Origin of the sequence: Actinoallomurus sp. NBC_01490, assembly GCF_036227085.1 — a bacterium.
GTDB lineage: Bacteria > Actinomycetota > Actinomycetes > Streptosporangiales > Streptosporangiaceae > Actinoallomurus > Actinoallomurus oryzae.
In genome coordinates this window covers 3,454,552-3,473,197 of sequence record NZ_CP109433.1, presented here as the reverse complement: position 1 = coordinate 3,473,197, position 18,646 = coordinate 3,454,552, and the positions used below count along the sequence as shown (strand labels likewise).

Sequence of the window (18,646 nt, the reverse complement as noted above, 5' to 3'; positions counted from 1 at the left end):
CTCTCAGACTCCGTAGCGTTCCGGCTTGGGGGTGCGCGACATCAGCAGCCGGCCGGCCTCGACGGGGCTCAGGCCGCGGTGCATGACGGCCACGATGCCCTCGGTGATCGGCATCTCGACGTGGTGGCGCCGCGCGAGCTCCAGCACCGCGTCACAGGACTTGACGCCCTCCGCGGTCTGCTTCGTCACGGCGATGACCTCGTCCAGGCTCATGCCGCGCCCGAGGTTCTCCCCGAACGTCCGGTTGCGCGACAGCGGCGAGCCGCAGGTGGCGACGAGGTCGCCCATGCCCGCCAGCCCGGCGAAGGTGTGCTGGTCGGCGCCCAGCGCCGCACCGAGCCGGGCGATCTCGGCGAGCCCGCGCGTCATCAGCAGGGCGCGGACGTTGTCGCCCATGCCCATGCCGACCGAGATGCCGACGGCGAGGGCGATGACGTTCTTGACCGCGCCGCCCAGCTCGCAGCCGACGACGTCCGGGTTGGTGTACGCGCGGAAGTAGGGCGTCATGCAGGCGAGCTGGAGTTTCTGCGCGGTCGGCTCGTCGGTGCAGGCGACGACGGCGGCCGAGGGCTGCTCCAGCGCGATCTCGCGGGCCAGGTTGGGCCCGCTGATCACCGCGACCCGCTCCTCCGGCACCCCGGCGACCTCGCGGACCACCTCGCTCATCCGCTTGCAGGTGCCGAGCTCGATGCCCTTCATCAGGCTGACCAGCACGGCGTCGTCGCCGATCAGCGGCCGCCACTCCTGCAGGTTGGCGCGCAGGGTCTGGGCGGGCACGGCCAGGACGATGTACGGCGCGCCGTCGAGGGCCTCGGCGACGTCCGTGGTGGCGCTCAGGCGCTCCGGCAGCGTGGTGTCCGGGAGATAGTCGGGGTTGCGACGGGTCCGGTTGATCGCGTCGACGACGTCCGTACGGCGCCCCCAGAGGGTGACGTCGCCGCCCGCGTCGGCGAGCACCTTGGCGAAGACGGTCCCCCAGGACCCTGCTCCCAGTACTGCGATCTTCAAGAGGCCTTGGCCTCCTCATTGTCGCCGTCCGTGTCGTCCGTGCCGTCTTTGTCGCTCCCGCCGCCCTCCGCGCCGGCGCCCCGCTTGGCGGCGCGGGCGGCGCGCGTCGCCGCGCGGTGGTCATAGAGCGTCTCCGGCGGCGTCTCGCCGCGCAGCTCGCCCAGCAGGGCGGCGATGGCGGTCATGATGTCGACGGTCGCGGCGGTGAGCGTCTCGGCGTCGAGCGGCCTTCCCTCGTACTTCGACAGGTCCACGGGCGGCCCGGCGACGACGTGCATCGTCTTGCGCGGGAACAGCCGGATCTTCTTCGTGCCGTACCGCCACAGCTCGTGCGCGCCCCAGTGCGCGACCGGGATCACCGGGACGCCGGTGGTGAGCGCGACGCGGGCCGCGCCGGTCTTGCCGGTCATCGGCCACAGGTCCGGGTCACGGGTGCAGGTGCCCTCGGGGTAGAAGATCACGCATTCGCCGGAGCGCAGGCCCTTCTCCGCGTCGCGGAGCGCCAGGCCCGCGTCGGAGCGGTCGCGGTAGACCGGGATCTGGCCGGTACGGCGCAGGATGTGGCCGAGCACCCGGCTCTTGAACACCGAGTCCTTGGCCAGGTACACCGGGAATCGGCCGCTGGTGTAGACGAAGTGGGCCAGCGCCAGCGGGTCGGACTCGGACAGGTGGTTGGGCGCGATGACCACGCCGCCCGTGCGGGGGATGTTCTCCTGCCCCTTCCAGTCGCGTTTGAGCAGGCTGAACAGCAACGGCCGCAGGATCCCCACGACGATCGTGCGCCACACGGGCGAATATTTCATTGCCCATCTCCTAGGTTCGTCCCCGCCAACTGCGGGGTCCGGTCAAGTCTCGCGGTTGGTTCCGCATAGTGTCGACCCACGATGCCTCGTACCCACCGTCTCACCTGGACGCTCGTCGTGCCGGTCAAGCCGCTGGCACGGGCGAAGTCGCGCCTGTCCGGACCCGCCGGGCCGCACCGCGAGCGGCTCGCGCTGGCGATCGCGACCGACACGGTATCGGCCGTACTCCGATCATCGCGGGTCGAGGGGGTCGTCGTGGTCACCGACGATCCGGTCGCCGCGCCGGAGCTGGCCGCCCTCGGCGCCATCATCGTGCCCGACGAACCCGACGACGGCCTGAACCCGGCGCTGGTCCACGGCGCCGCCGAGGCCCGGCGCCTGGCCCCCGAACGCGCCGTCGGCGCGCTGAGCGCCGACCTGCCGTCGCTGCGCCCCGCCGAGCTGACGCGGGTGCTGGACGCCGCCGCCGCGGTGCCGAACGCCTTCGTCCCGGACGCGGCGGGCGTCGGCACCACGCTCTACACCGCCCGGCCGGACGCGGTCTTCACCCCGGCCTTCGGCCTGGAGTCACGGGCCCGCCACCGCGACGGCGGCGCACGGGAGCTGGCGCTCGACGACGTCCCGAGCGTGCGCCGCGACGTCGACACGATCGACGACCTGCACGCCGCCCTGGAGCTCGGCGTCGGCCCCCGTACGGCCTCGGTCGCCCCGCTCCTGCCCTCCGCACGCCGTTAGTCCTGCCTCCGAGCCCCGCCGCGCCGCCGGGGACATCAGGGACTCGCGGGCAGGCTCTAAGCTCTGCGGTTATGCAGGCGACGGTGAAGGCGTTCGATCGTGACACGCGCAGCGGAAGCGTGCTGCTGGACGACGGAAGCGAGATGACCTTCGGCGCGCTGGCGTTCGACGCCGGCGGCCTGCGGCTGCTGCGTCTCGGTCAGCGGGTCAACATCGCCGTCGAGGAGGGCTGGATCACCGCGATCACCCTGTCGACGTTCCCCCTGCCCTGAGCCTTACGGACCTGAGCCTTACGGACCTGAGCGTCGCGGGCCTGAGCCCTGCCGGTCTGAGGTCGGGGGCCCGCGGACGCCGACGGCGCCCGGGAGACGGGATGTCTCTCCGGGCGCCGACCGTATGCGTCGCTTCTTCGGGTGTTACTTCTTCTTGGGACCGGCCACCTGACCCTTGAAATCGGCACCGGCCTTGAACTTCGGGACCGACGTCGCCGGCACCTTGATGGTGGCGCCGGTCGCCGGGTTACGGGCCTCTCGGGCGGGTCGATCCGCCTTTTCGAAGGAGCCGAAGCCGGTGATGGCGACCTTCTCCCCCTTGGCGACGGTGTCCTGGATGGTGTCCAGAATCGCGTCGACGGCCTCTCCCGCGATCTTCTTACTGCCCACTCGTTCGGCGACGGCGTCGACGAGCTCACGCTTGTTCATGGGTTACTCCTCTTCCCCCTTGCTCGCTTGAAACTAGGGGACTCGCAGCATCTACACAATCACCCATGGCTGAGGTTTTCGGCTGTGTCGCAGGCGGAAGTGCCTCTCAGGGAACGTTTTCATCGCCGTCGAGATCGCTGAGGAATGATTCGAGGCGTCTCAGGGCGAGCGCGGCATCCCGTTTGGCGAGGTCGGTGATGACCAGCAAATGCCTGGTCATCTGCGGTCTGACCAGCGGCGATAGCTTCGCGACCCGCGCATGCGCGATCCGGAGCCCATCCGCCAGGGCGTCGAGCTGCGGATCGTTCCAGCTCCCGCGCGATGCGTTCATAATCACACCCGGTTTTTTCGGTGGCTCCGGCGCGGCGAGGCCGCCGGCGGGGACGACGCGCGCCCCGCCGGCGTACACGGACGGGCGGAGACCGCCCTGTCCCGGTCCCTCAGGCGGTCACCGGGAGCCACGGCTGCCGGTTCTTCTCATAGACGGTGATGTCGTCGGCGTACCGCAGGGTGAGGCCGATGTCGTCGAGGCCCTCCGTCAGGCGCCAGCGGGTGTAGTCGTCGATCTCGAAGGACCGCACGCCGCCTTCGTCGCAGCGCAGCTCGCGGGCGGGCAGGTCGATGGTGAACTCCTTGGCCGGATTCGCCTCGATCTTGTCCTGCAGGCGCTCGATGTAGTCCTCGGGCAGCTGGATCGGCAGCAGGCCCATCTTGGTGGCGTTGTTGCGGAAGATGTCGCCGAAGCGGGCCGAGATGACGGCGCGGAAGCCGTACTGCTGCAGGGCCCAGACGGCGTGCTCACGCGAGGATCCGGTGCCGAAGTCCGGCCCGGCGACCAGGATCGACGCCCCGGCGTACTCCGGACGGTTCAGCACGAACTCCGGGTCCTCCCGCCAGGCGGAGAACAGCCCCTTGTCGAAGCCCGTACGGCTGACCTGCTTGAGCCAGACCGCCGGGATGATCTGGTCGGTGTCGACGTTGCTGCGCCGCAGCGGCACGGCGCGCCCGGTGTGAACGGTGAAGGCTTCCATGTCTGCTGGGTCTCCTCGTTACAGGTCGGCGGGAGCGGCCAGGCGGCCGGTGACGGCGGTGGCGGCGGCGACGGCGGGCGAGACCAGGTGGGTACGGCCGCCCTTGCCCTGCCGGCCCTCGAAGTTGCGGTTGGAGGTCGAGGCGCTGCGCTCCCCCGGCTTGAGCTGGTCGGGGTTCATGCCGAGGCACATCGAGCAGCCCGCCTCGCGCCACTCCGCGCCGGCCTCGGTGAACACAGCGTCGAGGCCCTCCTCCTGCGCCTGCGCCTTGACCTTCATCGAGCCCGGCACGACCAGCATGCGGACGCCGTCGGCGACCTTGCGACCCTTGACGACCTCGGCCGCGGCGCGCAGGTCCTCGATGCGGCCGTTGGTGCAGGAGCCGACGAACACGGTGTCGACGGCGATGTCGCGCAGCGGGGTGCCGGCGGTCAGGCCCATGTACTCCAGGGCCCGCTCGGCGGCGCTGCGGCGGGTCGGGTCCTCGAACGAGGACGGGTCCGGCACGCTCGCGGACAGCGGAGCGCCCTGGCCGGGGTTGGTGCCCCAGGTGACGAACGGGGTCAGCTCGGCGGCGTCGATGACGACCTCACGGTCGAAGACGGCGTCGTCGTCGGTGCGCAGCGACCGCCAGTACTCCTTGGCGGCCTCCCAGTCGGCGCCCTTCGGGGCGTTGGGGCGGCCTTCGAGGTAGGCGAAGGTCGTCTCGTCCGGCGCGATCATGCCGGCGCGGGCGCCCGCCTCGATGGACATGTTGCAGACCGTCATGCGGCCCTCCATCGAGAGCGCGCGGATCGCCTCGCCGCGGTACTCGATGATGTGGCCCTGGCCGCCGCCGGTGCCGATGCGGGCGATGATCGCCAGGATCAGGTCCTTGGCGGTCACGCCGTAGGGCAGCTCACCGTTCACGGTGACCGCCATCATCTTGGGCTTGTTCTGCGACAGCGTCTGCGTCGCCAGGACGTGCTCGACCTCGCTCGTGCCGATGCCGAACGCCAGAGCGCCGAACGCGCCGTGCGTGGACGTGTGCGAGTCGCCGCAGACGACCGTCATGCCGGGCTGGGTGAGCCCGAGCTGCGGGCCGATCACGTGCACGATGCCCTGCCCCGCGTCGCCCATCGGGTGCAGACGTACGCCGAACTCGGCGCAGTTCTTGCGCAGGGTCTCCACCTGCGTCCGGGAGACGGGGTCGGCGATCGGGGCCAGGATGTCGGTCGTCGGGACGTTGTGGTCCTCGGTGGCGATCGTCAGGTCCGGCCGGCGGATCTTGCGGCCCGCCATGCGCAGGCCGTCGAAGGCCTGCGGGCTCGTCACCTCGTGGACGAGGTGAAGATCGATGTAGAGGACGTCCGGCTCGCCCTCCGCGCTGCGCACCACGTGCGCGTCGTAAACCTTGTCCGCCAGTGTCCGGCCCATCACTTCACCTCTTCTTGGTCCTGGGCTCCTTTGCTCACGACTTGCATCTCAGATTGCGAGACGGCAGTATCGAGGCATGGACAACTCTAGCGGAGTCGGCGTACTTGACAAAGCGGTACTCGTCTTGAACGCCCTGGAGGCCGGCCCCGCCTCGCTGGCCCAGCTCGTGCAGACGACCGGTCTGGCTCGCCCCACCGCCCACCGCCTCGCCGTCGCGCTGGAGCACCACCGACTGGTCCACCGCGACACCCAGGGCCGGTTCATCCTCGGCCCCCGCCTGGCCGAGCTCGCCGCCGCGGCCGGCGAGGACCGGCTGCTGGCCGTCGCCCAGCCCATCCTGACCCAGTTGCGCGACCTGACCGGCGAGAGCGCCCAGCTTTACCGCCGCCAGGGCGACGCACGCGTCTGTGTGGCGGCGGCCGAGCGGATGAGCGGCCTGCGCGACACCGTGCCGGTCGGCAGCTCGCTGCCGATGACGGCCGGGTCGGCGGCCCAGATCCTGCTGGCCTGGGAGGAGCCCGACCGCCTCCACCGGGGCCTGCGCGGCGCCAAGTTCACCGCGACGACGCTGGCCTCCGTCCGCCGCCGCGGCTGGGCCCAGAGCGTCGGCGAACGCGAGCAGGGCGTGGCGTCGGTGTCCGCGCCGATCCGCGGGACCGGCGCGCGCGTGATCGCCGCGATCTCCGTCTCCGGCCCGATCGAACGCCTGAGCCGCTCCCCCGGCCGGATGCACGCCCCGCCGGTCCTCGCCGCCGCCGAGAAGATCTCCGAGTCGATGCGCCGACCCTGACGCCGCGGAGTCGGCACCGCTTGTCGGATAGCAACACTCCCCAACGTTGGATAGCGCTAGTATCCAAATTGGGGGGCAGATGAAGATCTCCGAGCTCAGCGACCGCAGCGGCCTGCCGGTGCAGACGATCAAGTACTACATCCGGGAGGGTCTGCTGCCGAAAGGCGCGGCGACCGCCGCGACCAGGGCGGAGTACGCCGATGAGCACCTCGAGCGGCTGCGTCTCATCCGGGCGCTCCGCGAGGTCGGCGACCTGTCCGTCGCGGCGGTGAAGCGCATCATCGGCGCCGTCGACGACGAGGCGGTCGGCCTGCATGAGCTGCTCGGCACCGCCGCGTACACACTGAGCCCGGCGGCCGAGGCCCGGCCGGACGAGCCCGACTGGCGCTCGGCCCGCGAGGACGTGGACGCCATCGTCGCCGAGCTCGGCTGGCAGGTGTCCCCGGACGCGCCGACCCGCGACCTGCTCGCCCAGGCGTTCCTCGCACTGCGCCGCCTCGGGCGGCCCATCGTCTGGACCGACCTGCGGCCCTACATCGAGGCGGCGACGATCATCGCCGAGCACGAGATCGGTGGCATACCGGTCGAGGGCGAGCGCGGCCGGGCCGTGCAGACGGCGGTCGCCACGAACGTGCTGTACGAGAAGGTGCTGCTCGCGCTGCGGCGCATGGCCCAGGAGGACGCCTCGGCCCGCCGGTTCGGCGCCGACGCCGAGAGCCGCTGACCGCAGGCTTCACGTCCGGCCGGGCACGGGTAATCATGACGATGTGGATTTCGACGAGGCCGCCGACGAGCTGTACGGCGTGCTGCCGTCGGAGTTCACCGCGACCCGGAAGCGGCTGGCGGGCGAGCTGCCGCGCGACGACGCCCGGCGCCTCACCGCGATGCGGCGCCCGACCGTCCCGGCGTGGGCGGTGAACCTCCTCGTCCGCGACGACGCGGTCGGCCCCGTGCTGGAGCTCGGCGAACGCATGCGCGCGGCCTGGTCGGAGGGCGGCGACCTCACCGCCCTGGACCGCGAACGGGACTCTCTCGTCGACGGTCTGGTCCGGCGCGCCCGCACGCTGGCCGACGAGGCCGGGCGGCCGTTGAGCGACGCCTTCGCCGACGAGGTGGACGAGACGCTGCGCGCCGCGATCGCCGACCCGTCGGCCGCGGAGGCCGTACGCGCGGGGCGGCTCGACCATCCGTTGCGGCACGCGGGCTTCGGCCCGTTCGGTGCCGCCCCGCCGCCGGCCCGCCCGAAGCCCCCGCCGCACCGGACGAAGAAGGCCCGCGACGACGACGAGGCCGCCCGGAAGGAACGCGGGGACGACGAGGCCGCCCGGAAGGAACGCGAGGACGGCGAGGCCGCCCGGAAGGAACGCGAGCGCAGGGAACGGCAGGAGCGGGAACGGCGCGCGGAGCGGGCCCGCGCCGCCGAGCGCGAGGCCGAGGAGGCCGAGCGCTCTCTCGCCGAGTGGGCGTCCTCCGTCGAGGAGGCCCGGCGGCGGCTGGCCGACGCCGAACGGGACCTCGACGACCTGCGCCGGCGGGTGCACGAGGCCGAGGCCCGGCAGACGGACCTCTCCCGCCGGACCCAGGTGGCCGAGCGGGAGCACCGCCGCGCCGAACGCACCGCGCGAGAGGCGCGCCGCCGCGCCCGCGACCTCGCGGCCGACGCTTCCTGACTACCGGACAATTCAGATCGATGCTGGTGATCTCCGCATGGGTCTAAGATCGGGTCACAGCGGTAGAAAGGGTGAAATGTGACCGGCGCGGCGCGGCGGGCACTCGGGGAGTTCGACACGACCCGGCCGAACATCGCCCGCATCAACGATTACTTTCTCGGCGGTAAGGACAATTTCGCCGCCGACCGGCGCGCGGCGGAAGAGTTGCTCGCGATCGCTCCGGAGATCAGGGCGATCGCGGCCGAGAGCCGGAACTTCCTCGGCCGTGCCGTGCGCTTCCTCGCCGCGCAGGGCATCCGGCAGTACCTCGACATCGGGTCCGGCCTTCCCACCCTCCAGAACACGCACGAGGTGGCGCGCTCGGTGCTCCCGGACGCCCGCGTGGTCTACGTCGACAACGACCCGGTCGTGATCTCACACGGCCGCGCGGTCCTCGCCCGCGACGAACGCACGGCCGTCGTCGAGGGCGACATCCTGCACCCGCAGGAACTCATCGACGACCGCGAGGTGCGCGGCGTCATCGACTTCGACGAGCCGGTCGCCGTCCTCATCTTCGGCGCGCTGCACGTCATCCCGAACGCGGACGATCCGTACAAGAGCGTCGCGACGCTGCGGGACGCGACCGCGCCGGGAAGCCACCTGGCCCTCTCTCATCTCGTCTTCGACATCCGGCCCGAGGTCGCCGGCCCCATCGAGGACGTCTACCGGACCGCCCTCCACCGACCCACGGCGAACACCGCGCGCAACCGCGAGGACGTGCTGGGGTTCTTCGACGGCTTCGAGCTGGTCGACCCCGGTCTGGTCTGGTTGCGTCAGTGGCGCCCGGACCACCCGCTGCACGCGCGGGCGGCGGAGACGGTCTGGAAGGTCGGCGGCGTCGGCCGCAAGCCCTGCAACCGCGCCCGGCGGGCGCGCGGAGCCGGCATCGGATCTCGCTGAGGATCCAGTGCCGGACTCGCTGAGGATCCAGCGCTACATCTCTTTGAGGATGCGGTTGAGGGTGTCGCGGATCTTTGAGGCCGGCTCGGCGTCGATGCAGAGCCGCTCCATCACCACGTGGTAGTGGTCGACGTCCTCGCGCTTGTCGAGGTAGAGGGCGCTGGTGAGCTGTTCGAGGTAGACCACGTCGGGCAGGTCGCGCTCGGCGAACCGCAGGATGCTGAACGGCCCTCCCGCCGCCGCGTGCCCGCCGAGGGCGAACGGCACCATCTGCAGCGTGACGTTCGGCAGCTCGGTCATCTCCAGCAGGTGCCGCAGCTGACGGCGCATCGCCTGGACTCCGCCGAGCGGGCGCCGCAGCACCGCCTCGTCGACGACCGCCCACAGGTGCGGCGGGTCGTCGGACTGCAGCAGCGACTGTCGCCGCATCCGCAGGCCGACGCGGCGCTCCACCTCGTGGCCCGGGGCCGTCGGGTGGCCCAGCAGCGTGACGGCGCGCGCGTAGTCCTCGGTCTGCAGCAGGCCGGGGACGAACTGGACCTCGTACGCGCGGATGCGGGACGCGGCCTCCTCCAGGCCGATGTAGACCTCGAACCAGGCCGGGAGGATGTCGGAGTAGCTGTGCCACCAGCCCGGGGCGTTCGCCCGGTCGGCCAGCGTGAGCATCGCCGCCTTGTCGCTCTCGTCGTCCACTCCGTAGAGCGTCAGCAGGTCGGCGACGTCGCGGCGCCGGAAGCGCACGCGCCCCAGCTCCATGCGGCTGATCTTCGAGTGCGAACCCCGGATCGCCGCACCGGCCTCCTCGCACGTGATCTGCCGCTGCTCGCGGAGGCGGCGCAGCTGGGAACCCAGGATGATGCGCAACACGGTCGGCCCACCGCGATGGGGGCCGAACATGTCGCGTGCGGTGTCTTCACCGCCGGCATGGGACCCGATCATGTGCTCCCCTAGGACACTGGAATCGGCCCAGTGTCCCACTGGAGCCCGTCGTTGCAAAGCGCCCGCCTCGTGCGGGCAGGGTTCGGCCGGCCCTCGGCGAGCGGGTGGTCGCCCGCCTCAGGCGGCGTATGGTCGCTCGCCTCAGGCGAGCATGTGATCGAAGTCGCCGTCCTTCGCTCCTTTGATGAAAGCGTCGATCTCCGCCCGGGTGTACAGCAGCGCGGGGCCGTCCGGGAACCGTGAGTTGCGAATCGCGATCTCGCCGCACGGTAGTTCGGCGAGTTCGACGCAGTTTCCACTCGGATTACTGGCATGGCTCTTGAGCCAGCTGGCCTCCCGCAGGCGGGCTGCCGATATTCCGTTGTAGGCCTGATACATGTCGCCTCCAAGCCATCCAAGACCGCCCGACCGGTGAGCCAAAGGTCGGACCCCTTCCGGGAGCGGCACAACGCTCGTGCACATGCACGTGCATCCGTGCGTGCATGCGTGCTTGCATATGCACGACTTGAGGAGCAAGATAGCGGAACGGCGCATGAAGCGCCCCGCGACGTCCCCGACTTCCCCCAGGGTCCGCAATGAACTTGCCGCCACCGAGCGAAACCACCGGCGTCCCCCTCAACGACCAGGGGTGGGACGACTGGCTCCGCCCTTTTGACGGCACCCCTTGGTCGGACGGCGGTCGGCCGCTGGTCGCCGCCCAGGACCTGCCCCCTGAGGCTGCCTCGCCGGGTATCGCCCGTCATGTGACAAAAGACACACTTACCCGGTGGAGTCTCGGTGACTTCTACGACGACGCCGCGGTGGTCGTCTCCGAACTCGTGACCAACGCCATCCGGTACGGCCTGTGCCCCACCGCCCACGACCCGTTGCGCCTGGTGCTCGCCCGCTACGAGAGCCAGCTCGTCTGCATGGTGACCGACCCGACCGACACCGCGCCCAAGATGCAGGAGCCCGACTGGGTCGCCGAGACCGGCCGCGGCCTGCACATCATCGAGGCCATCAGCCGCGCCTGGGGCTGGACGCCCCTCCTCGGCGGCGGCAAGGCGGTCTGGGCGTCCTTCTCGATCATCTGACGCACGGCCGGCCGGCTCCGGAGTCCGAAAGCCACTCCGCGTGCCCGTGGCCGATCGCCAGCCGCCGGACCGGCTCACGGCCGCGGCGCAGTTCGAGGGCGAACGCATCCGTCCCGAGGTCACGGGCCCCCTCGAAGGACAGATGGAACAGGTCGTGCTCCCGCCCGGCCCCCGCGATCGCGGCGTCGAAGGCCTCCCTCCGCTCGGCGGCCACGTGCAGGCGCGTCGCGGAATGGAAGATCACGATCGGCGCCCCGCGCGGCACCTCGGCGGCCACCTCCGGCAGCAGGTCGACCGCGTCCCCCGCGTACGTGCGGGGCGGGTTCGCCGCCACGGCCCGCAGCGCCTCGTCCTGAAGGGTCGCCTGCGCGAGGTTCTCCGGCCAGATCAGCGCCCGCAGCCAGAGCCGCTCGTCCGGATCGCCGGCGTCGATGGGGTTGAGGTCGATGCCCACACGATCGGCGATGGCGGGCAGCGGGCCGAGGTCGGGCGGCGCCCCGTCCCCGCGCCACTCGGCCGCCACGACGACGGGTGAGGACGCCCTCCCCCACGTACGCCCCCCGATCTCGTACCGGTAGTCGTCGAAACGCAGGTGCACGCCCGCGCTGGACCCCACCTCGATCAGCGTCACCGGCTCGTCCGTCATCGACGCGACCACCGTCATGCCGAGCCGCAGCAGGACCGAGCGCTTCACGACGTTCGTCTGGACGAGACGGCGGCGCATCAGCTCGATGATCTCCTCGCGCCGGCTCAGGCAGAACGCGGTGAACGCCGGGCCGGGATCACCGGCCGCGGGTCCGCGTCCGGTCGAGGGGTACCAGGCCGCCAGCTCCTGCGCCGGATCGCGGAGCAGCAGGTAGTGCACTGACGCGAACAGCAGGTTGGAGGGCAGCTGGCCGGATCGGGCGTGCCGGGCGATGGCGAGCAGCCGCTCATCGGCCGCGACCACCCGGCCGAGCCGCGTGTACAGCGGCGAGTCGGCGAAATGACGCGGCGAGGCGGCGAAGAGCTCGGCGAGAGGGTCGGCTGCGCTCTGGGCGGTGCTCATGCCGGGATCGTCGCAAGCCGATCAATCATCGTCAATGTTGATTAGGATCAATATGTCTCCTATGCGCCACAATCGACGCCATGGAGTTCGGCATTCTGGGAGCGACGGAGGTGCGGTCCGCCGAGGGGCACGCCCTGTCGGTCGGTGGCCCGAGGGTGCGCGCGCTCCTCGCCCTTTTGCTGCTGAACGCCGGCCGGCTGGTCACCACCGAGCGCCTCATCGACGGCCTGTACGGCGACGAACCGCCCGCGGGCGCCGCCAACGCCCTGCAGTCCCAGGTCTCCCGGCTCCGGCGCGGCCTCGCCGCCGCCGGCCTCGCCTCCGGGGTGGTGGAGTTCCACGCGGCCGGTTACCGCCTCGCCGTCGAGGCCGAAGACGTCGACGTCCACCGGTTCGAGCGCCTCGCCGGGGAGGGGCGGGCCGCGCTGGCCGCGGGTGACGCCGCGCCCGCGATGGACCTGCTGAGCGAGGCGCTGGGCCTGTGGCGCGGGCCCGCGCTGGCCGATGTGGCCGACGCGCCGTTCGCCGAGGCGCAGGCCGCACGGCTGGAGGAGATGCGCCTGTCCGCGCTGGAGGACCGCGCCGAGGCCGCGCTGGCGCTGGGCCGCGGTCGCGACCTCGTACCGGAGCTCCAGGAGCTGGTGGCCGCCCATCCCCTGCGCGAACGTCCGCGCGGCCAGCTGATGCGCGCGCTCCACGGCAGCGGCCGGCAGGCCGAGGCCCTCACCGTGTTCGAGGACACGCGCCGGGTTCTCGCCGAGGAGCTCGGCGCCGACCCGTCACCCGAGCTGGCCGCCGTGCACCTGTCGATCCTGCGCGCCGAGCGGCCGGCCGCGCCGCCGGAGACGCCGGGCGCGCGCCGCGCGCTGCCGGCCCAGCTGACCAGCTTCGTCGGGCGCGAGGAGGAGTTGCGGCGGATCTCTAAGCTGCTCGCCGCCGGACGGCTCGTGACGCTCCTCGGCCCGGGCGGGTCCGGCAAGACCCGCCTGGCGATCGAGGCGGCAGCGCAGGAGAACGGCGAGGTGTGCTTCGTCGACCTGGCACCGGTCGACGCCGCGGGGGCCCGGCACACGGTCGTGCAGGCGGTCGTCGAGGCCCTCGGGCTACGCGAGTCCGGCCTGTTCGCGCAGCCGGCCGAGGCGCGGCCCGACCCCGAGGCGCGGCTCGTCGCCGCCCTGTCCGAACGGCCGCTCCTGCTCATCCTCGACAACTGCGAGCACGTCGTCGACAGCGCCGCCCGGCTCGCGCACCGGCTGCTCGGCGCCTGCCCGGAGCTCCGCGTGCTGGCGACGAGCCGCGAGGCGCTCGGCATCACCGGCGAGGGCCTGTGCCCGCTTCCCCCGCTCCCCCTGCCACCGCCCGCGGCGGACGCCCTCGACGCGCTGGAATATCCGGCGATCCGCCTGTTCGCCGACCGTGCCGCCGCCGTACGCCCGGATCTGGACCCGACGGCCGAGCTCGGCACCATCCAGCGGATCTGCGTCGCGCTCGACGGGCTCCCGCTGGCCATCGAGCTGGCCGCCGCACGCCTGCGCTCGCTCACCGTGGAGGAGGTCGCCGCCCGCCTGGACGACCGGTTCCGGCTGCTCTCGCGCGGCGACCGTACGAAGGCGCCCCGGCACCGGACGCTGCGTGCGGTGGTCGAGTGGAGCTGGGACCTGCTGGGCGAGGACGAACGGACCCTGGCGCGGCGGCTGACGGTCTTCGCCGGCGGCGCGACGCCGGACGCCGCCGCGCGTGTGTGCGGCCTGCCCGCCGAGGACGTCGACGATCTGCTCGCCGACCTCGTGGACAAGTCGCTCGTCGAGGACGCCGGCGGCCGCTACCGGATGCTCGACACCATCCGGGCGTTCTGCGCCGAGCGGCTGGCCGAGGCCGGCGAGAACGAGTCCACGCACGCGGCGCACGCCGCGTACTTCCTCGACCTGGCCGAGACCGCCGAGCCGTACCTGCGCCGGGCCGAGCAGGTGGACTGGCTGGCCCGGCTCGACGCCGACCACGGCAACCTCATGGCGGCGCTGCGGTGGGCCGTGCGCGCCGACCCGCCTCTGGCGCTGCGCCTGCTCACGGCCGTGGGGTCGTACTGGTGGCTGCGCGGGCTGCGCAGCGAGGGCGTGCCGGTCGCCCTCGAACTGCTCGACGTCATCGGGCCCGAGCCGCCGGCCGGGCTGGAGGAGGAGTACCTCTTCGCCGTCCTGGTCATCGTCATCGGCGGCGTCCAGGGATTCCCGGTGCACGACCTCCAGCGGTTCCTCGACGTGGTGGCCGCCGGCCGCCAGGCCGGTGAGCACCGGCCGCTGCGCCCGGTGGTGACCGTGATGTGGGCGCTCGGCACCGGGCCGGCCGCGGCGGACGTCGAGCTGCAGGAGCGGCTGATGGGCCACGACCCGTGGTCGCTGGCGCTCCGTCATCTCGGGTGGGGGTACGTCCTGCTCTTCCAGGGCGACGTCGACGGCGCCGAGGCCGAGTTCACGGCCAGCACCGAGGGATTCCGGGCGGTCGGCGACCGCTGGGGACTGGCCGGGGTCCTGTCCGCACTGGCCCGCCTGGCGGCCTGGCGCGGGGACGACCGCCGGTCGCTCGCGCTGGCCGATGAGGCGCTCGCGCTGGTCCGCCGGCTCGATGCCGCCGAGGACATCGCCGACCTGCTGTGCCTGCGGGCCGAGGGGCTGGGGCGTGCCGGCGACGTCGCCGGAGCGCGTTCGTGTTACGCGCAGGCCGGTGAGTTCGCGCGCCGGTCGGGCTCGCCGGAGAGGGTGGCGCAGGTCCGGCACGGGCTCGCCGAGCTGACGCGGCTGACCGGCGACCTGGACGCGGCCCGCCGCCTGGCCGAGGAGGCGCTGAAGGCCTGCACGGCGGCGTCGTTCGGCGTCACCGAGGTACGGGGACGCGTCCTCGTCAGCCTCGGCCGGATCGCCGAGGCCGATGAAGACGCCGCCGCGGCCGAGGCGTGGCACCGGCAGGCGCTCGGCGTCGGCGGCAACGACGCGCGGGCCGCGGCGGACGCCGTCGAGGGGCTGGCCGGGGTGGCGGTGCTCCGTGGTGACGGGGAACGCGCCGCGACGCTGCTCGGCGCGGGCGCGGCTCTGCGCGGGATCTCCGTGGCGGGCGACCCGGACATCGCGCGCGTCGCCCGCCGGGCCGGGGAGCTGATCGGCGAGGCGGCGTACGCGGCGGCGTTCGCACGCGGCGCGACGATGGCCCGCGAAGAGGCGCTCGCGCTCGTCGGCACCTGACGTGCGGTCGGCGGTGGATGACGCCGGTCGATCCCAAGCATGCGTCACCACATATCTGGAAACAATGGGGCGAAATTGAGCCCTGCGCCCCCTGAGGTGTAAGCGAAGGACGCCTATGACAAAAGGGCTGACCGCCGTTATAGCGATCAGCCCTTCCTGCTGTAGTCCCGACCGGATTTGAACCGGCGTTACCGCCTTGAGAGGGCGGCGTCCTAGGCCACTAGACGACGGGACCTCACCCCGCCCGCTTGGTCTCCCTCGCGGGCGACGCCCAGCTTAGCGGACGTTCTCCCGTTGTACGAACCGGGATCTTCGAGGCGCCGAAGTCGCGGATCGAAATCCGCGTTCATCGGCGGGAAAAGCATACCGACCCCCGGCGACGACAGCCAACCGGAGACACCTCCGGTCCCAACGTCCGTCTAATACCGCAGGTCGGCGAGGACGCCGTAGTGGTCGGAGGGGACGACGTCGTCGACCGGGTCGGCGCCGATGACCTCGCAGTGAACCGGATGGCCGGCGCCGCCGCGCCGGGGCCAGGCGGACAGGATGTGATCGATCCGCCGGTCGGGCCACAACACCGGGGCCGCCCAGGGATTGGCCCGCGCCCAGGTGTGACCGGGACCGCCGGTGCCGGCGGTGTCCCAGGCGTCGTAGCAGACCAGGTCCGGCACTGCCGTCGCGGCCTTGCCGGTCAGCATGCGGATCTCGTCGCTGTCCGGGTCGGCGTTGAAGTCACCGCACACGATCGTCGGCCGGCTCCGGCGCTGGAGTTCGGCGACGAACGCGCTCAGCGCGCGTACCTGCTCCTGCCGCACCGCGCCGTGCTCCAGCCGCCAGGTCAGCGCCACCGTGAAGAGCTGAACGGGACCGCGCGGCCCGGCGATCTCGGTGAACACGACGCCGCCCCCGGCTCCCTCGGGGCCGGGCAGGCGACGCCACTCGTGCCGCTCGATCGGCCAGCGGGACAGCACGGCCAGGCCTTCGCCCGCGAAGACGTGGTGCGGCATCCCGAGCCGCTCCGCCTGGCCGTCCCATGCCTCGACGAGGGCGACGACGTCCGGGTCGTGGCGTGCCAGGGTGGCCTTGATCGCGGTCTCCCGGCTTTCCCAGGGCCCGAAACGCGCCCAGACGTTCCACGTGACGAGACGCAGCGTGGTCGTGATGAGCGGCCCGTAGGGCTCCGCGATGTCATACGTCATGGCTCCGCTCTACCACGCTTTCAGCGGCCGTTCCGAGCGTCGCGCCATGCTCGACCGGCCCGGGTCACCCGGCGTCACGCCTCCCGCGGCCAGTGACCTCGCACGTGGTGGGCGATGAGCGCGGCGTGCGACAGCGGAGCGGACGGGTCGGCGACGTCGCCGTTGGTCGTGTAGTCGAGCAGGACGACGTCGCCGCCGGCGGCCATGGCGCGGAGGCGGTCGACCAGGTCGGCGGTCCTGTTCTCCAGCACCCAGCGGTAGGCCGGCAGGTAGATGCGGCGCCGCGCCGTCTCGTACGGCAGCAGCGTCTCGCCGTCGAGCCCGTCGCGGTGGCCGCGAACCGGGCCGTACCTGCGCACGGTGCGCTTCAGCCCGCGCATGCGCGTGTTGCCGAGGACGGCGCGGTCGACGTCCGCGGTGGCGAAGACCTTCAGCGCCTGCCAGATGCCCTCGACCGACTGCGCGGTGACTCCGGGTGAGCGCGGCACCGGGATGCCGCCGTGCGGGTAGAAGGGGCTGAGCCGCACCCAGGGCTCCTCGGCCCGCGAGGTCACGTCGATGATGCGCGCCGCCGGAAAGGCCTCGGCGAGCCTGGCCGCCGAACGACGGCGGCTCGCGACGTGGATCGGCATGCCGGCCCCTCTCCCCCGCTGCGGATCGGGTCCAGCCTGACCGACGGCACCGACGGTTTCAGCATGATCTAGCGAGAAACCCCGGTCCTTCAGGGCCGGGAGGAATCGCTTCCCTCGAGTGCGGCGCGCTAGCGCCGCCTGGACCGGTGCTTGGGCGCGGGAGGCCAAGTGTGTGTGCGAGGTGTAGGCGACGCTGTTAGCCCTGTGGTTATCGGGAGACTCCCCTTACGTATGACACAGAAGAACGCTAAGGTCACTTTCCGTGAAGGTCGTGGTGCAGTCAAACTCATGCCAGATGCCGGGCAGGCACTGGCGCTCGAACGCACCCTGCACGCGGTCAACGAGGCGGCGAACTGGGTATCGGCCGTGGCGTTCGACCACGGTGTGCCGCACCTGTACGAACTGCGCAAACACACCTATGCCGAGCTGAAATCACGGGGCCTGGGCGCACAAGCCGCCCAGCACGTCATCAAGAAGGTCCGCGACGCCTACACCACGTTGAAGGCGAACATCCGCGCCGGGAACCTCGGCAAACCGGGCACTCGTCGCCGCGTCAAGGCCGAGACCAAACCGATCGCCTTCCGGTCTGAGGCCGCGCAGCCGTATGACGACCGGTGTTTGTCGTGGCGGTACGACGCCGGGACCGTGTCGGTGTGGACCGTCCAGGGCCGGGTGAAGAACATTCCGTTCGCCTGCTCGGCGGGCGCGCTCAAGACGCTGCAAGCCCACCGGCAGGGCGAATCCGATCTGGTCCGGCGTGACGGGGTGTTCTATCTGATCGCCACCTGTGAGGTGCCCGAGGCCGAGCCGTACGAGCCCGGCCGGTTCATCGGCGTGGACCTGGGCATCGCCGCCATCGCCACCACCTCCACCGGCTACAAGGCCGCCGGGCGGGGACTCAACCGGCACCGCAGGCGGCAGCTCGAACTACGCCGCAAGCTCCAGAACAAGCGCACCAAGTCCGCCAAGCGGCTGCTCAAAAAACGCAACCGGAGCGAGAAGCGCCACGCCGCGAACCAGAACCACATCATCGCCAAGACGATCGTGACCGAGGCTGAACGCACCTCATCCGGAATCGCCCTAGAAGACCTCACAGGAATCCGGCAGAGGGTACGGCTCCGCAAGCCCCAACGGGTCCCGCTGCACTCCTGGGCCTTCGCCCAGCTTGGAAACTTCATCGTTTACAAGGCCAAACGAGCCGGTGTGCCCGTGGTCTTCGTCGATCCGGCCTACACCTCACAACAGTGCAGCGAGTGCGGCCACATCGACAACAACAACCGGGCAAGCCAATCGGTCTTCACCTGCCGGAACTGCGGGGTCGTTGCCCACGCAGACCGCAACGCCTCCCGCAACATCGCCCGCAAAGGCGAAGCTGCGTGGACCGCGGGGCGTGAGTCACGCGTCCCTGCCACCCCATAGCGGTGGC

Annotated in this window: 20 protein-coding genes and 1 tRNA gene; 9 read left to right on the top strand and 12 right to left on the bottom strand. The window is 71.8% G+C overall.

The annotated features are described in order from the left end of the window. Window positions 1–3: 3 nt before the first annotated feature. Together OG417_RS16635 and OG417_RS16630 are read right to left on the bottom strand one after the other, a co-directional pair. Window positions 4–1,008 (bottom strand): NAD(P)H-dependent glycerol-3-phosphate dehydrogenase, encoded by a 1,005-nt coding sequence (locus OG417_RS16635; protein ID WP_329256398.1) that lies wholly within the window; start codon window positions 1,006–1,008, stop codon window positions 4–6. Further along, on the bottom strand, window positions 1,005–1,811 hold the full coding sequence (locus OG417_RS16630) for a lysophospholipid acyltransferase family protein (RefSeq protein WP_329256396.1): 807 nt from the start codon (window positions 1,809–1,811) through the stop codon (window positions 1,005–1,007). Before OG417_RS16630 ends, OG417_RS16635 begins: the two co-directional genes overlap by 4 nt. A gap of 81 nt (window positions 1,812–1,892) precedes the next feature. Here OG417_RS16630 and cofC point away from each other — a divergent pair, with 81 nt between their 5' ends. Both cofC and OG417_RS16620 read left to right on the top strand, forming a co-directional pair. Then, window positions 1,893–2,546 carry a 2-phospho-L-lactate guanylyltransferase gene (gene cofC / locus OG417_RS16625; RefSeq protein WP_329256394.1) on the top strand — a complete coding sequence of 218 codons (654 nt, stop codon included), beginning with the start codon at window positions 1,893–1,895 and terminating at the stop codon, window positions 2,544–2,546. Window positions 2,547–2,617: 71 nt separating this feature from the next. Further along, window positions 2,618–2,818 (top strand): cold-shock protein, encoded by a 201-nt coding sequence (locus OG417_RS16620; RefSeq protein ID WP_329256392.1) that lies wholly within the window; start codon window positions 2,618–2,620, stop codon window positions 2,816–2,818. A 144-nt stretch (window positions 2,819–2,962) separates the two neighbouring features. Here the strand turns inward: OG417_RS16620 and OG417_RS16615 are convergent, their stop codons facing one another. The 4 genes from OG417_RS16615 to leuC all read right to left on the bottom strand — a co-directional run bounded on the left by OG417_RS16615 (window position 2,963) and on the right by leuC (window position 5,694). After that, window positions 2,963–3,247 (bottom strand): HU family DNA-binding protein, encoded by a 285-nt coding sequence (locus OG417_RS16615; RefSeq protein ID WP_285569221.1) that lies wholly within the window; start codon window positions 3,245–3,247, stop codon window positions 2,963–2,965. 106 nt (window positions 3,248–3,353) lie between these two features. After that, complete coding sequence (locus tag OG417_RS16610; protein WP_329256390.1) at window positions 3,354–3,656, bottom strand: hypothetical protein; 303 nt, start codon at window positions 3,654–3,656, stop codon at window positions 3,354–3,356. A 31-nt stretch (window positions 3,657–3,687) separates the two neighbouring features. Then, window positions 3,688–4,278 (bottom strand): 3-isopropylmalate dehydratase small subunit, encoded by a 591-nt coding sequence (leuD, locus tag OG417_RS16605; protein WP_329256388.1) that lies wholly within the window; start codon window positions 4,276–4,278, stop codon window positions 3,688–3,690. A gap of 18 nt (window positions 4,279–4,296) precedes the next feature. Then, a complete protein-coding gene (gene leuC, locus OG417_RS16600; protein ID WP_329256386.1) occupies window positions 4,297–5,694 on the bottom strand; it encodes a 3-isopropylmalate dehydratase large subunit in 1,398 nt (465 codons plus the stop codon). A 76-nt stretch (window positions 5,695–5,770) separates the two neighbouring features. On the opposite strand from leuC, the gene OG417_RS16595 reads away from it, so the two are divergent. The 4 genes from OG417_RS16595 to OG417_RS16580 all read left to right on the top strand — a co-directional run bounded on the left by OG417_RS16595 (window position 5,771) and on the right by OG417_RS16580 (window position 9,093). Then, on the top strand, window positions 5,771–6,484 hold the full coding sequence (locus OG417_RS16595; protein WP_329256384.1) for an IclR family transcriptional regulator: 714 nt from the start codon (window positions 5,771–5,773) through the stop codon (window positions 6,482–6,484). 79 nt (window positions 6,485–6,563) lie between these two features. Then, window positions 6,564–7,208, top strand: a complete 645-nt coding sequence (locus OG417_RS16590) for a MerR family transcriptional regulator (RefSeq protein ID WP_329256382.1) — start codon at window positions 6,564–6,566, stop codon at window positions 7,206–7,208. Window positions 7,209–7,251: 43 nt separating this feature from the next. Next, window positions 7,252–8,154, top strand: a complete 903-nt coding sequence (locus OG417_RS16585; protein ID WP_329256380.1) for a hypothetical protein — start codon at window positions 7,252–7,254, stop codon at window positions 8,152–8,154. Between the two features lie 78 nt (window positions 8,155–8,232). Further along, window positions 8,233–9,093: an SAM-dependent methyltransferase gene (locus tag OG417_RS16580; RefSeq protein ID WP_329256378.1), complete on the top strand. Its 861-nt coding sequence runs from the start codon at window positions 8,233–8,235 to the stop codon at window positions 9,091–9,093. A gap of 33 nt (window positions 9,094–9,126) precedes the next feature. On the opposite strand, the gene OG417_RS16575 is transcribed toward OG417_RS16580, so the two are convergent. Both OG417_RS16575 and OG417_RS16570 read right to left on the bottom strand, forming a co-directional pair. Then, on the bottom strand, window positions 9,127–10,032 hold the full coding sequence (locus tag OG417_RS16575; RefSeq protein ID WP_329256376.1) for a helix-turn-helix domain-containing protein: 906 nt from the start codon (window positions 10,030–10,032) through the stop codon (window positions 9,127–9,129). 141 nt (window positions 10,033–10,173) lie between these two features. Beyond that, the gene (locus OG417_RS16570) at window positions 10,174–10,410 is read right to left on the bottom strand and encodes a DUF397 domain-containing protein (RefSeq protein ID WP_285571323.1); all 237 of its coding nucleotides are present in this window, start codon (window positions 10,408–10,410) and stop codon (window positions 10,174–10,176) included. A 197-nt stretch (window positions 10,411–10,607) separates the two neighbouring features. On the opposite strand from OG417_RS16570, the gene OG417_RS16565 reads away from it, so the two are divergent. Beyond that, window positions 10,608–11,105, top strand: coding sequence for an ATP-binding protein (locus tag OG417_RS16565; RefSeq protein WP_442875694.1), 498 nt, complete (start codon window positions 10,608–10,610; stop codon window positions 11,103–11,105). On the opposite strand, the gene OG417_RS16560 is transcribed toward OG417_RS16565, so the two are convergent. Continuing rightward, entirely contained in the window at window positions 11,098–12,153 is a 1,056-nt protein-coding gene (locus OG417_RS16560) for a DUF2332 domain-containing protein (protein ID WP_329256372.1), read from the bottom strand. The genes OG417_RS16565 and OG417_RS16560 overlap by 8 nt on opposite strands. Window positions 12,154–12,233: 80 nt before the next feature. On the opposite strand from OG417_RS16560, the gene OG417_RS16555 reads away from it, so the two are divergent. Next, complete coding sequence (locus OG417_RS16555; protein ID WP_329256371.1) at window positions 12,234–15,389, top strand: AfsR/SARP family transcriptional regulator; 3,156 nt, start codon at window positions 12,234–12,236, stop codon at window positions 15,387–15,389. Between the two features lie 162 nt (window positions 15,390–15,551). Here OG417_RS16555 and OG417_RS16550 read toward each other — a convergent pair. The 3 genes from OG417_RS16550 to OG417_RS16540 form a co-directional block, all read right to left on the bottom strand. Continuing rightward, window positions 15,552–15,624, bottom strand: a tRNA-Glu gene (locus OG417_RS16550). A gap of 184 nt (window positions 15,625–15,808) precedes the next feature. After that, entirely contained in the window at window positions 15,809–16,588 is a 780-nt protein-coding gene (locus OG417_RS16545; RefSeq protein WP_329256370.1) for an endonuclease/exonuclease/phosphatase family protein, read from the bottom strand. Window positions 16,589–16,662: 74 nt separating this feature from the next. Next, window positions 16,663–17,220, bottom strand: coding sequence for a DUF6939 family protein (locus OG417_RS16540; protein WP_329256368.1), 558 nt, complete (start codon window positions 17,218–17,220; stop codon window positions 16,663–16,665). Between the two features lie 231 nt (window positions 17,221–17,451). Between OG417_RS16540 and OG417_RS16535 the strand changes: the two genes are divergently transcribed. Next, window positions 17,452–18,639: an RNA-guided endonuclease InsQ/TnpB family protein gene (locus tag OG417_RS16535; protein WP_329256366.1), complete on the top strand. Its 1,188-nt coding sequence runs from the start codon at window positions 17,452–17,454 to the stop codon at window positions 18,637–18,639. The last annotated feature ends 7 nt before the right edge of the window (window positions 18,640–18,646 follow it).